Here is a 12,188-nt window from a genome sequence, read left to right as displayed (position 1 = left end):
CCGCCCGGGGCTACCGTGGATTTCATGGCAGATACCGACACCTACGACGTCATCGTGATCGGCGCTGGGCCTGCGGGTGAGAACGCCGCCGACTACGCAATCCGTGGAAGCGCTCGACGTGCGGTGCTCATCGAGGGTCAGCTCGTCGGCGGCGAATGCTCGTACTGGGCGTGCATGCCGAGCAAGGCGTTGTTGGGGGCCGGCGCAGCGCTCGAGGCCGCGACGGGGCTGCCCGGTTCGCGGACTCGGGTCGTCGACGATCAGCCCGAACCCGGCCGTCTGCTGGCGTGGCGCGACTCGATCACCCATAAGCGCGACGACTCGTCGCAGGTCGACTGGGCGCGTGGCGCGGGCATCGACGTGGTGCGCGGCGTCGGCAAGCTGGTGGGTGAGCGGGAGGTCGAGGTCGATGGTCGACGCCTGCACGCCACCGAGGCGGTGGTCTTGGCGACGGGAAGCGATGCCTCGATTCCACCGATCCCCGGGCTTGTCGACGCTGCGCCGTGGACGTCGCGTGATGCGACGAATCTCGTCGAGATTCCTGCGCGCATCGCGGTGCTCGGTGGGGGAGTTGTTGCCTGCGAGGCGGCGACCTGGCTCGCCGAGCTCGGGAGTGTGGTCACGATGGTCGTGCGCGGCCATTCGCTGCTTCCATCGATGGAACCCTTTGTCGGGGAACGAGTGTCATCGGGTCTGCGTGAGCGGGGAGTCGACATCCGCTTCGGCACGACGTTCGGATCGGTGGCGCGGCCGGAGGTTGACGACACGGGTTACGGGCGAGTGCACGGTGGGCCCGCTGTCGTCGAACTCGCTGACCACGCCGGCAATGTCACCGACCGACTCGAGGTCGACGAGATTCTCGTCGCGGCAGGTCGACGCCCGCGCACCGTCGGCGTCGGACTGGACGCGCTCGGCATCGACCCCAAGGCCGAGCTCGACGTCGACGATCACCTCAATGTCGCCGGGCACGATTGGCTGTACGCGGTCGGCGACGTCAACGGTCGCGCGCCACTGACGCACATGGGTAAGTACCAGGCGAGGGTCGCGGGTGACGTGATCGCCGCGCGCGCAGAAGGGCGTTCGCTCGACGGTGAGCGATATCTGGCCACCGCCGACCATGCCGCTGTGCCCCAGGTGGTGTTCACCGAGCCGCAGGTAGGGTCGGTCGGACTGACCGAGCGTGGCGCCCGCGACGCTGGCATCGATGTCGTCACCTCCGAACTCGATATCGAGGTCGCGGGGTCGGCCCTCGCCCGTGAGAACTACAGGGGCCATGCGGTCCTCGTCATCGACCGCGCGCGAAATGTGTTGGTGGGAGCCACGTTTGTCGGACCCGACATCGCGGAGCTCGTACATTCGGCCACCGTTGCCGTCGTCGGCGAGGTGCCCGTGGAAAGGCTGTGGCACGCGGTCCCGTCGTATCCCACGATCAGCGAGATCTGGCTCAGGCTCCTCGAGAACCTGCGCGGAAAGCAGAGTTGATCGGCGGAGATGTGCGCGGCCGCCGGTAGTGTCGGGGTATGGGCACGCCACATCTCATCACTGCTTCTGACCTGCGCGATCTGGGCGATGATCCCAAGCTGCGCGTCGTCGACGCGACCGTTCATCTCCGGTTCGGCGACGGAGCACCGCAGATCGAGTCTGGGCAGGCTTCATATCTGGCCGGGCACATTCCCGGCGCGGTGTTCGTCGATCAACTCACCGCGCTCACCGATCCCGACGGGGATGCGCCGTTCGCCGTCGCGTCGTCGGAACAGTTCGCGGCGGCCGTGGGTGCGGCCGGTGTCGGCGACGACTCGCGCGTCGTGGTCTACGACTCGGAGAACGGGATCTGGGCGACCAGACTGTGGTGGCAGTTCGGTTTCGAGGGCTTCGACAACGTGGCCGTGCTCGACGGCGGCCTGCAGGCGTGGGTTGACGCGGGCTTCTCCGTCGACCGTGGCGAATCAACTTATCCGCCAGCTGAATTCACAGCGCAGCGGCGCGAGGAGCGCATCGAGACCACCGACGAGGTGGTCACCGACGTCGACGACTCGACCGTGCTACTGATCAACGCCCTCGACCGCGACACCTTCGCGGCAGGCCACATTCCCGGAAGCGTCAATGTGCCCTTCGGCGAGCTGGTCGACGAGCGGGGCAAGCTGAAAGACGTGCCCGCGCTGCGGGCGATCTTCGACGCCGTGGGCGCCCTCGACGATTCGGTGCGACCCGTCACCTACTGCGGAGGTGGAATCGCTGCCACCGCAGCAGCTTTCGCGCTCACCGCAGTCGGACGCGACGACGCTGCGGTCTACGACGGCTCGATGAACGCGTGGACATCCGACCCGACGCGGCCGCTGACGACCAGCTGACGTCGAGTTGCGTGGGATCTGTTGCGTGGGATCTAGGGGTGCAAAAATGCCCCCGAGGATCCCACGCAACTTTCGACGGGTGCCCCCAGTCGGACTCGAACCGACACTGTGCGGATTTTAAGTCCGCTGCCTCTGCCAATTGGGCTATAGGGGCGCGTCGACAAGCATGCCATGCGGCCTCTGCCCGATCGAACCAAACCCGTGCGGGAAGGGGGGCCGTGGATCGAGGTGTCGCGACTATCGGTGGAGGCCGGCCTGGCGCACCGTCAGCCGCGCCGCGCGCTGAACGCACCACACCGTCCACACTGCTGAGATCAGTGCGATCACCAGCAGTTCGCTGGTCATCCACACAAGTCTGTTTCCGTTGACGGTGCTCGACGGGTCTTGGACCATGAACACCACAGCCATCACTGACAGCAGTCCGATCACGGCCGACGGCCAGCCCGCGCGCGCCTCGAGGTGATGCTTTTCGTCGATGACTTCTGCCGCGTGCCGTTGATGGTCCGACCTCGAGTCGTTGAGCTCGGAGAGTGCGATGAACAGGTCGGGGCTGCGGCGCGCCTGTGACGATCGGTGGTACGACAGCACCCACGCTCCGACCGCGACGGCGGCGAGAGCAAGTGAGAGGTAAACCACACCTCATGGTAGCCGAACAGGCTGCCTTCTCACCGTGGCCGATGAGAGCTGGATCAGCGGCTCCCCCAATCAGCCGACACACTCTTGACTCGCTGACTTACTGCCGATAACTTAACGCGGGTAAGTGACCGCGACGCGCTAGGGGACTCGCATGTTGGCAAGACTTACCCGTGTGGCCATATCTGCGCCCAAACGTGTTCTCGCACTGGCGTTCCTGTTCCTCGTGCTCTGCGGAATCTACGGAGCGTCGGCATCCCAGCACCTGCTGGCAGGCGGGTATTCCGATCCGAACAGCGAGTCGGCGCAGGCGTCGCAGCAAATCGACGACACGTTCAAGCGCGGGGGCCTGCAGGTCGTCATCAAACTCGACGCGCCCGCCGGCACCGACATGGAGAAGGACCAGCGGGCCGCCGCGGTCGGCAAGTCGATCGTCTCCGAACTCGACGCCCTTCCCTATGTGCAGCAACCGATTCTGTCGGTGTGGCAGGACCCGATGCTCGCGTCCGGCTTGGTCAGCAAGGATCGTAGTTCGGCGCTGATCATCGCCACGCTCGACGGCGGGGAAGCCGAGGCGCCTGCGCATGCCAAGGAGGTCGCCTCCCGATTCGAGGGCACCCGCGACGGCATCACGGTCCGCGTCGGTGGCCAGGGCATGGTCTTCCAGCAGGTCAACGAGCAGACGACGCGCGACCTCGCCGTCGCCGAGGCGATAGCGATCCCCATCAGCTTCCTCGTGCTCATCGTCGTATTCGGGGGCGTCATCGCGGCGATGCTGCCGATCGGCGTCGGCATCATCGCGATCGTGCTGACGTTCGCGTTACTGCGTCTGATAGGCACCGCCACCGACGTGTCGATCTTCGCGTTGAACCTCACCACCGCAATGGGTTTGGCGCTCGCGATCGACTACACGCTGTTGCTGGTGACGCGGTATCGCGAAGAAGTCGCCGGCGGCCGTGACAGAGCGTCGGCGATCCTGCGCACGATGCAGACGGCGGGACGCACCGTCGCGTTCTCGGCGGTGACCGTTGCTCTCGCGCTTGCCGCACTGGCGATCTTCCCGATGTATTTCCTGCGTTCCTTCGCGTACGCAGGAGTCGGCGTCGTGGTGATCGCCGCCGTGACGTCGCTGGTGATCACGCCCGCGGTGCTGATGCTCCTCGGCGACCGGATCGACTCCCTCGACGTGCGCCGCGGTGTGCGCAAGCTGCTGGGCCGTCCTGAGCCGACTCCACGCCCGGTCGAAGAGGGTTGGTGGTACCGCGCGGCGTCGTGGGTGCTGAAACGGGCCGCGCCGGTCGGCGCGACGGTCGTCGTCTTCCTGCTGGTTCTCGGTGCTCCGTTCCTGTCCATCAAGTTCGGCTTCCCCGACGATCGCGTGCTGCCCACCAGCGCCAGCGCGCATCAGATCCAGCAGGAGATCCGCGACGACTTCGACCAGAACCTCTCGTCGTCGGTCACCGTTGTCGCGACCGGAGACGTCTCCGCACAGACGAGGGCGGCGTATTCGCAGGAGTTGTCGCGGGTTGCCGACGTCAACTCGGTGTCGGGGGCAGGCGGAACCTTCGTCGACGGAAGAGCTGTTGCCCCGGCGAATCCCGCGGACCAACGCGGCGACGTCGGAGTGATCACGGTCGCCACCAACCTTGAACCGATGCGGCCCGCGGGCGAGCATCAACTGGCTCAGCTCCGAGACGTGCCGGTGCCCGCGGGCCTGACAGTGAAGTTCACCGGTTCCGCGGCGACCAACGTCGACACCGTCGACTCCATTTATGCGCACTTGCCGTGGGTGCTCGGGGTGATCGCGATCGCGACGTTCGTGCTGCTGTTCCTCTTCACCGGAAGCGTTGTTCTCCCGCTGAAGGCGTTGGTGCTGAATGTGTTGTCGCTGTCGGCGACGTTCGGCGCGATGGTGTGGTTCTTCCAGGAGGGTCACCTCGGCGGATTGGGCACCACGTCAACCGGGTATCTCGCGGCGACGATGCCGGTGCTGATGTTCTGCATCGCGTTCGGGTTGTCCATGGACTACGAGGTGTTCCTGCTCGGCCGGATTCGCGAATCGTGGCTCGCGTCGGACAGGTCGCGCGCGGCCAACGACCGGGCAGTCGCGCTCGGCATTGCCAGGACCGGTCGCGTCATCACTGCCGCAGCGCTACTGATGAGCATCGTGTTCGCGGGAATCGCAGCGTCGGAGGTGTCGTTCATGCGTATGTTCGGTGTCGGACTCACGCTTGCGGTGCTGATGGATGCCACCCTCATCCGGATGCTGCTCGTTCCGTCGTTCATGCGCCTCGCCGGGCGGGTGAACTGGTGGGCACCCGCACCGCTACGTCGCCTGCATGACCGCTTCGGACTGTCCGAGGAGATCGACGACGAGCCGCCGGGCACGCGAGAGACCAACAAGAACGAGACGACTACGCAGGAGAACAGTGACACGGACCAGCCGCAGGAGCCGCTCGCCCCGCGGGTCGGGTGAACTGCTGGCCGACGAGATCATCGACGCCGCCACGTCACTTCTGCTCGACTCCGAAGCCGCATCGGCGGTATCGATCCGGGCGGTCGCCGACCGGGTTGGAGTCACCCCGCCGTCGATCTATCTGCACTTCGACGACAAGGACGCACTCCTCGAAGCCGTCTGCGCCCGATACTTCGAGAGTCTCGACAAGGAACTGGCCGCGGCGTCGGAGGGAGTCGACGATCCGCTGGAACGAGCCCTGCAGATGGGCATCGCCTACGTGCGGTTCGCGGTCGACACGCCGGTCCTCTACCGGGAGGCCTTCCATCACGTCTCGCCCGTTGCCGAGCGCAGCAAGGTCGACGAGGTGCTCGCGGCGTCGGCGTTCGTGCGATTCACCGGAACTGTCAGCGAACTCGCAGAAGCGGGCATTTTCGCCCCCGACGAGGTCGGCGACGTCGTCCTCGAACTATGGACCGCTGCGCATGGCGTGGCGTCGCTGATGATCGCAAAGCCTGGCCTGGGCTGGGGCGATGACTTCGCCGTTGCCGCGCAGACCCTTCGCTCGATCTGTCTGGGGCGAGCGGTGCTGTCCATCCGTGAGTACGAGTCACCCGACGAGGTTCGAGTGTTCCTCGACTCACTGAGTACGCCGTCGAATCCCTCAATTGGTCAAGAGAAGGTAAAGTCGGAACTCGAACGGGTCGATCCCCGTTGATGAGACGTACACGTCCATAATAAGGAGCACCTGTGCGAGACAGCAGTAACCCGGTGATGCGCGGCGTCGTCCGCGATAACCAGAATCCCGGCGGCTACGCCGGCTTCGGGTCGAACATGGCCGGGGCCGGGCAAGCCGCGATGTACAACCAGTACGGTCAGCAGGTCCCGCCGCAGTACGCGCCCCCGCAGGCCGCCGGACGCCAACTGACCATCGACGACGTCGTGACCAAGACGGCGATCACGCTCGGCGTGCTGACGGTCACGGCAATCCTCAGCTACGTCCTCAGCAGCTACAACAACGCGTTGGCCGGGCCCCTCATGGGTATCGGCGCGATCGTGGGCCTCGTGCTCGTCTTGGTCGCCTCGTTCGGTCGTAAGCAGGACAATCCTGCGATCGTCCTCGCCTACGCGGCCTTCGAGGGACTGTTCGTCGGTTCGATCTCGTTCGTGTTCGCGAACTGGATGGTCAGTGGAGACACCAGTGCGGGCGCGCTGATCGGCCAGGCGGTTCTCGGCACGTTCGGCGTGTTCTTCGGAATGCTGCTGGTCTACAAGATCGGCGCCATCCGAGTGACTCCGCGCTTCACGCGCATGCTGTTCGCCGGACTCATCGGTGTGATGGTGCTGATGATCGGCAACCTGATCATCGGTCTGTTCACCGGCAGTGCCGGAGTGCTGCGCGACGGCGGTCCGATCGCGATCATCTTCTCGTTGGTCTGCATCGCGTTGGCGGCGTTCAGCTTCCTCCTCGACTTCGACGCCGCGGATCGCCTGATCCGTGCCGGCGCACCTGCCCGTGCGGGCTGGGGCGTCGCGCTGGGCCTGACGGTCACCCTTGTCTGGCTCTACGTCGAGATCCTGCGTCTGCTGAGCTACTTCAACTCCAACAACTAGTTTCGGCCCCCTCATACACCGAGGCCCTGCACTCTCCGTGAGTGCAGGGCCTCGGTGCTGTGTTGGGGGTCTGGTCAGCTCAGGCGCTCGAGCACCATCGCCATGCCCTGGCCGCCGCCGACGCACATCGTCTCGATGCCGAACGTCTTGTCGTAGGTCTGCAGGTTGTTGAGCAGCGTGGTGGTGATACGTGCACCGGTCATTCCGAACGGGTGGCCGAGCGCGATGGCACCGCCGGACACGTTCAGCTTGTCGTGGTCGATGCCCAGCTCGTTTGCCGAACCGATGACCTGGACGGCGAATGCCTCATTGATCTCGAACAGGTCGATGTCGGAGATCGACTTGCCTGCGACGCGAAGCACCTTGCGCACGGCCTCGATGGGGCCGAGGCCCATGATCTCCGGCGAGAGTCCGGTCGCGGCCGTGGCGACGACGCGTGCGAGCGGGGTCAGGCCGAGTTCCTTGGCCTTGGTGTCGCTCATGATGACCAACGCGGCCGCGCCGTCGTTCAGCGGGCAGGCGTTGCCGGCCGTGATGGTGCCGTCGGGGCGGAAGACGGGCTTGAGCTGCGAGATCTTCTCGTAGGTCGTGCCCGGCCGGGGGCCATCGTCGGTGCTGACGACGGTGCCGTCGGCCAGCGTGATCGGGTCGATCTCGCGCTCGAAGAATCCGGCCTTGATGGCCTCTTCTGCGCGGTTCTGGCTGCGCACGCCCCAGTGATCCTGGTCTTCACGCGAGATGCCGGTAAAGCTCGCGACGTTCTCGGCGGTCTGACCCATGGCGATGTAGACATCGGGGATCAGGCCGTCCTCGCGCGGATCGTGCCACGCGGGAGCGCCGCCCTCCGCGCTGCGCTCGGTGCGGGCCAGCGCCTCGTCGAACAGCGGGTTCTTGGAATCGGGCGCACCGTCGGCACCGCCGGAGATGCCGAAGCTCGACACGCTCTCGACGCCACCGGAGATGAACACGTCACCCTCGCCGGCCTTGATGGCGTGCAGGGCCATACGGGTGGTCTGCAACGACGACGAGCAGTAGCGGTTCACGGTGACGCCGGGAATGTGGTCGAAGCCGAGTTCGACGCCGAGCACGCGGGCGATGTTGTAGCCGCCCTGGCCGCCGGGCTGGCCGATTCCCCAGTGGATGTCTTCGATCTCCTTGGGGTCGAGCTCGGGGACCTTGGCGAGAAGTGCGGTGACGATCTGGCGAGAGAGTTCGTCGGGACGAACGTCTTTGAGGGATCCCTTTCCGGCACGGCCGATCGGGGAGCGGGCATGGGCAACGATGACAGCTTCAGGCATGTGAAACACGTTACTGGACAGCCCGGGTGTCAGATGAGCCGGATTTGTCACTCGTCGGAGCGCGGAGCCTTCGATGCGGTATCCGGTTGGACGAGCGGCAAGAAGACGTCGTCGACGATGGCGCGTAGGACGTCGTCCGGTACGGGTTTCAGGGACATGAGTACCTCGTATCGATAGAGGTCGGCCGGCAGTGTCATGGCTCGCTCGGTCACATGCGCGGGGTCCACCTCGCCACGAGCGATCGCGCGTTCGACGATGGTGGCCATGGTCGACGCACGATCGCCGACGAACAGCGCGCGAACCTCGCGGGGATTGGTGCCGCCCTCGGCGAAGTACTCGCCCAGACTCGACGCCATCATCACCACGAAATCTGCGCGACTGTTGTTCATGTCGCGCAGCGCTTCGAGGACGTCGTCGCGCAGGTTCCCGGTGTCGGGTACGACTACCTCGACCTGTCGCCCGCGATGGGAGATCGCAGCGCGCAGCAGGTCACCGCGCGTCGCCCACCGACGGTAGAGCACGGGCCTGCTGGTCCCCGCTCGTTCGGCGACAGCCTCGAAGGTCAGCCCCGAGTAGCCGCGGTCGAGCAACTGCTCCCACGCGGCGTCGAGGATGGCGGCCTCGAGTTCGGCGCCGCGGCGTCGCGTGGGGTTGGTGTCCCGGTGGTCAAGATCCACTTGCGTATCTTATCGCGTCGGCCTATCGTCGCAATAAGATACACAACTGATTCTTAAGGGGGTTCCCATGACGGCAACAGCGTCCCCGGCGCAGACCATCGATCCCGCGACGCGCCGTGTCGCGTGGGCCGTGATCATCGGTCTGATCGCACCGATCCTCGACACCACGATCACCACCATCGCGCTCGAGACGCTCGGCCGAGACCTCGACGTTCCGGTGTCGACGATCCAGTGGGTCAGTACCGGATACCTCCTGGCGCTCGCCGTCGCGGTGCCGTTGGCGGGTTGGGCGGCAACGCGATTCGGGTCACGCGTCGCCTGGATCGCGGGGCTGCTGATCTTCCTGCTCGGCTCGGTCCTGTGCGCGATGGCATGGGATGCGCCGTCGCTCATCGCATTTCGCGTTCTGCAGGGCCTCGGCGCCGGCCTGATCATGCCGCTGATGATGTCGATCCTGGTGTCGGCGAGTCGCGGAGTGGCGCTCGGGCAGGTCATCGCTCTGGTGTCGATGCCGACCGCGCTGGGCCCGATCCTGGGTCCCGTGCTCGGCGGCGTGATCCTGAACTGGCTCAACTGGCGTTGGCTCTTTCTGATCAACGTCCCGATCGTGGCCGTCGCGCTCTATCTCGCGCGGCGTATCCCCGACGACGACCGCACCCGCGGCGCCGACGACCACCACGCTCACCTCGATGTCGTCGGATTGCTGCTTCTCGCACCGGGTTTGGCGCTGATCCTGCTCGGACTCTCCAACGCCCATGCAGGCTTCGTCAGTCGGAGCGTGATGATTCCGCTGATCGTCGGCGTGATCACGCTGGGAGTCTTCGTGGTGCGCAGCCTGGTGTCTGCGCGCCAGGGGATCGTCGACATCCGGATTCTTGCTCATCGCGCAGTTGCCGCGTCGTCGGCCGGACTGTTCGCGTTCGGCATCGCATCGTTTGGAGCAATGTTCTTGCTGCCCTTGTTCTTTCAGCAGGTGTTCGGCGATTCGGTGCTCCGGGCAGCGCTCTATCTGATCCCGCAGGGCGTCGGAGCGTTCGTGACCCGCGGAGTCGCGGGAAAGTTGACCGACCGGTTCGGCGGGCGTTGGGTGGCGGCGTGCGGGTTCGTGATCGTCGCGGCCGCCACCGTGCCGTTCGCGTTCGCCGATGCGGGAACCTCGGTGATCTGGTTGATGATCGCCCTGCTGTTCCGCGGACTCGGACTCGGTTTGTTGTTGTCGCCGATCATGGCTGCAGGCTTCATCGGCGTCCCCGACTCCGCGCGTCAGGACACCAGCATGCTCACCCGGATCACCCAGCAACTCGGCGGCTCCTTCGGAACCGCGATCCTCGCCGTCGTGGTCATGTCGGCGGCCTCGGTGGCAGCGGGCTTCTCGGAAGCCTTCTGGTGGTCGGTGGTGTTCGCACTGGTGGGCGCGGTGCTCGCGCTCATGCTGCCGTCGCGGCCTACGCTCACGAGAACGGCGTGATCTCGATGCCCTCGGCGGTCAGCAGTTCGCGGGTTGCCACCGCCATCGCGACAGCGGCGGGACTGTCGCCGTGCAGACACACCGAGTCGACGTCGATCCGTATCGTGTCGCCTTCGACGGAGTCGACGACGCCGTCGGAGACCATGCGCAGCACCCGCCCGGCGACCACCGTCGGATCGTCGAGCACTGCGCCCGGTTCGCGCCGGGAGACCAAGGTGCCGTCGGAGTGGTAGGCGCGATCCGCGAAAGCTTCTCGGACAACGCCGATTCCGCGATCCGAGGCGATCTCGAGCAGCAGCGACCCCGGCAAGCCGAGTACGGGAAGAGCTGGATCGACCGCGGCGATGGCGTCGACGACGGCGCGCGCGTGCACTTCGTGATGGACGGCCGTGTTGTACAGCGCCCCATGCGGTTTGACGTAGCTGACCGTGGCTCCGGCGGCGCGAGCAATGGCCTGTAGCCCGCCGATCTGATAGACGACGTCGTCGGTCAACTCCGTGAGCGTGGCGTCGACGAACCGCCGCCCGAAGCCCGCGAGGTCTCGATAGCTGACCTGTGCGCCGATGCGGACACCGTTCGCGAGCGCGCTTCGACATGTTCGTGCCAGCGTGCTCGGATCGCCCGCATGGAAACCGCAGGCGACGTTGGCGCTGCTGACGACCTCGAGTACGGCGTCGTCGTCGCCGAGTTCCCAGCGGCCGAACGACTCGCCGACGTCGCTGTTGAGATCGATGCGCGTCATTCGACGGTCCGTGCGCGCCGCAGCAGGCGGGACATGAATTTGCTGGCGGGCACGGTCTCGGACAACTCGGGCGGCTCGGGTAGCGGTGCAGGCCCCCACTCGCCGATCTCTTCGAGGACCGGGGGAGTGAGGATTGCCGCGGCGAGTTCGTATCCGGCGGCGGACGGGTGGAACTGGTCGGGAGAGAACATGTGGTCGGGCTTGGCCTTGAACTCCTCGGAGAGCAGGTCGGCCAGCGGAACGGCGACGCCTCCTGCACTACGTACCGCTGCCGCCTGGCGGGCGGCGAGCCGCAAGCCCCAGACACGCAACACCGACCGCAGCGGCTGCGGGATCGCGGTGATCACGCCGAAGTCCGGGCAGGTGCCGACAACGACCACGGCACCGGTCTCGCGCAGTCGCCGAACCGCGGCGCCCAAGCGATTCGCCGAGGCCCGGATGCCGTTGGTCGCGGTCACGTCGTTGGCGCCGACCAGGACGACCGCGACGTCGGGTCGAAGTCCCGCGATCAGCATCGCGTCGATCTGCGCGGCCAGGCCCTTCGACGTCGCCCCGACGATGGCCTTGTTGCTGTAGCGGATCGCCCGACCGGTATCCGCTGCGACGCGACGGGCGACACGCACGCCGGGGGTGTCGTCTGCCGACTCGACGCCGAGTCCGGCGGCCGTCGAATCGCCGAACACGGTCAGGTGCAGGTCGGCGGTGGAGTCGCGGGTGACGCGCAGTGGGCCGCCGCCGTCCGGCAGGTAGATGCCGTCGCCGTTGGGGGCGTTGTCGGTGCGGTGGGGGATGGTGGTCCTGGCTTGTTGTGCCTGCCAGACCAGCACGTTGTATGCCGCCCAGGTGGCGCCGGCCCCCGCGGCCGTCGCGGTCGCTGCGGCACCGACATCGCGGAGGACGTGACGCGAATCGGACACGCGTCCCAGCTTAGCGGCAAGTCGAATGTGGAC

At 66.3% G+C, this 12,188-nt stretch carries 11 protein-coding genes and 1 tRNA gene; 6 read left to right on the top strand and 6 right to left on the bottom strand.

Going from position 1 to position 12,188, the window contains the following annotated elements; all coding sequences use genetic code 11:
• Positions 1-24: 24 nt before the first annotated feature.
• Together ABW18_RS14670 and ABW18_RS14665 are read left to right on the top strand one after the other, a co-directional pair.
• On the top strand, positions 25-1,482 hold the full coding sequence (locus ABW18_RS14670) for a dihydrolipoyl dehydrogenase family protein (RefSeq protein ID WP_049699692.1): 1,458 nt from the start codon (positions 25-27) through the stop codon (positions 1,480-1,482).
• A 38-nt stretch (positions 1,483-1,520) separates the two neighbouring features.
• Positions 1,521-2,351, top strand: a complete 831-nt coding sequence (locus ABW18_RS14665; protein ID WP_049699691.1) for a sulfurtransferase — start codon at positions 1,521-1,523, stop codon at positions 2,349-2,351.
• Between the two features lie 80 nt (positions 2,352-2,431).
• Here ABW18_RS14665 and ABW18_RS14660 read toward each other — a convergent pair.
• Positions 2,432-2,505 (bottom strand) — tRNA-Leu (locus ABW18_RS14660).
• An 83-nt stretch (positions 2,506-2,588) separates the two neighbouring features.
• Positions 2,589-2,987, bottom strand: coding sequence for a hypothetical protein (locus ABW18_RS14655; protein WP_049699690.1), 399 nt, complete (start codon positions 2,985-2,987; stop codon positions 2,589-2,591).
• A gap of 151 nt (positions 2,988-3,138) precedes the next feature.
• Between ABW18_RS14655 and ABW18_RS14650 the strand changes: the two genes are divergently transcribed.
• From ABW18_RS14650 to ABW18_RS14640, 3 genes are read left to right on the top strand one after another with little or no spacing between them, the layout of a single operon-like run.
• Complete coding sequence (locus ABW18_RS14650) at positions 3,139-5,460, top strand: MMPL family transporter (protein WP_049699689.1); 2,322 nt, start codon at positions 3,139-3,141, stop codon at positions 5,458-5,460.
• Positions 5,414-6,157: a TetR/AcrR family transcriptional regulator gene (locus ABW18_RS14645; protein ID WP_049699688.1), complete on the top strand. Its 744-nt coding sequence runs from the start codon at positions 5,414-5,416 to the stop codon at positions 6,155-6,157. Before ABW18_RS14650 ends, ABW18_RS14645 begins: the two co-directional genes overlap by 47 nt.
• Before the next feature lie 32 nt (positions 6,158-6,189).
• Positions 6,190-7,053: a Bax inhibitor-1/YccA family protein gene (locus ABW18_RS14640; protein WP_049699687.1), complete on the top strand. Its 864-nt coding sequence runs from the start codon at positions 6,190-6,192 to the stop codon at positions 7,051-7,053.
• A 74-nt stretch (positions 7,054-7,127) separates the two neighbouring features.
• Here ABW18_RS14640 and ABW18_RS14635 read toward each other — a convergent pair whose 3' ends face one another.
• Positions 7,128-8,351 carry an acetyl-CoA C-acetyltransferase gene (locus ABW18_RS14635; RefSeq protein WP_049699686.1) on the bottom strand — a complete coding sequence of 408 codons (1,224 nt, stop codon included), beginning with the start codon at positions 8,349-8,351 and terminating at the stop codon, positions 7,128-7,130.
• 47 nt (positions 8,352-8,398) lie between these two features.
• On the bottom strand, positions 8,399-9,028 hold the full coding sequence (locus ABW18_RS14630; protein WP_049699685.1) for a TetR/AcrR family transcriptional regulator: 630 nt from the start codon (positions 9,026-9,028) through the stop codon (positions 8,399-8,401).
• Positions 9,029-9,095: 67 nt separating this feature from the next.
• Between ABW18_RS14630 and ABW18_RS14625 the strand changes: the two genes are divergently transcribed.
• Positions 9,096-10,496 carry an MDR family MFS transporter gene (locus ABW18_RS14625; protein ID WP_049699684.1) on the top strand — a complete coding sequence of 467 codons (1,401 nt, stop codon included), beginning with the start codon at positions 9,096-9,098 and terminating at the stop codon, positions 10,494-10,496.
• Here the strand turns inward: ABW18_RS14625 and ABW18_RS14620 are convergent.
• Complete coding sequence (locus ABW18_RS14620) at positions 10,480-11,238, bottom strand: LamB/YcsF family protein (RefSeq protein ID WP_049699683.1); 759 nt, start codon at positions 11,236-11,238, stop codon at positions 10,480-10,482. The two genes, ABW18_RS14625 and ABW18_RS14620, sit on opposite strands and share 17 nt — an antisense overlap.
• Entirely contained in the window at positions 11,235-12,155 is a 921-nt protein-coding gene (locus tag ABW18_RS14615) for an SGNH/GDSL hydrolase family protein (RefSeq protein WP_049699682.1), read from the bottom strand. The genes ABW18_RS14620 and ABW18_RS14615 overlap by 4 nt, the downstream gene beginning before the upstream one ends.
• Between the last annotated feature and the right edge of the window lie 33 nt (positions 12,156-12,188).

This window comes from Gordonia jacobaea (genome assembly GCF_001186365.1).
Taxonomy (GTDB): domain Bacteria; phylum Actinomycetota; class Actinomycetes; order Mycobacteriales; family Mycobacteriaceae; genus Gordonia; species Gordonia jacobaea.
Note: the sequence above shows the minus strand (reverse complement) of the source record. Positions and strands in the feature narration are given on the sequence as shown.

Coding starts and splice junctions, on each gene's coding strand:
- ABW18_RS14670 (WP_049699692.1), top strand. CDS start 25: ATGGCAGATACCGACACCTACGACGTCATCGTGATCGGCGCTGGGCCT.
- ABW18_RS14665 (WP_049699691.1), top strand. CDS start 1,521: ATGGGCACGCCACATCTCATCACTGCTTCTGACCTGCGCGATCTGGGC.
- ABW18_RS14650 (WP_049699689.1), top strand. CDS start 3,139: ATGTTGGCAAGACTTACCCGTGTGGCCATATCTGCGCCCAAACGTGTT.
- ABW18_RS14635 (WP_049699686.1), bottom strand. CDS start 8,351: ATGCCTGAAGCTGTCATCGTTGCCCATGCCCGCTCCCCGATCGGCCGT.
- ABW18_RS14625 (WP_049699684.1), top strand. CDS start 9,096: ATGACGGCAACAGCGTCCCCGGCGCAGACCATCGATCCCGCGACGCGC.
- ABW18_RS14620 (WP_049699683.1), bottom strand. CDS start 11,238: ATGACGCGCATCGATCTCAACAGCGACGTCGGCGAGTCGTTCGGCCGC.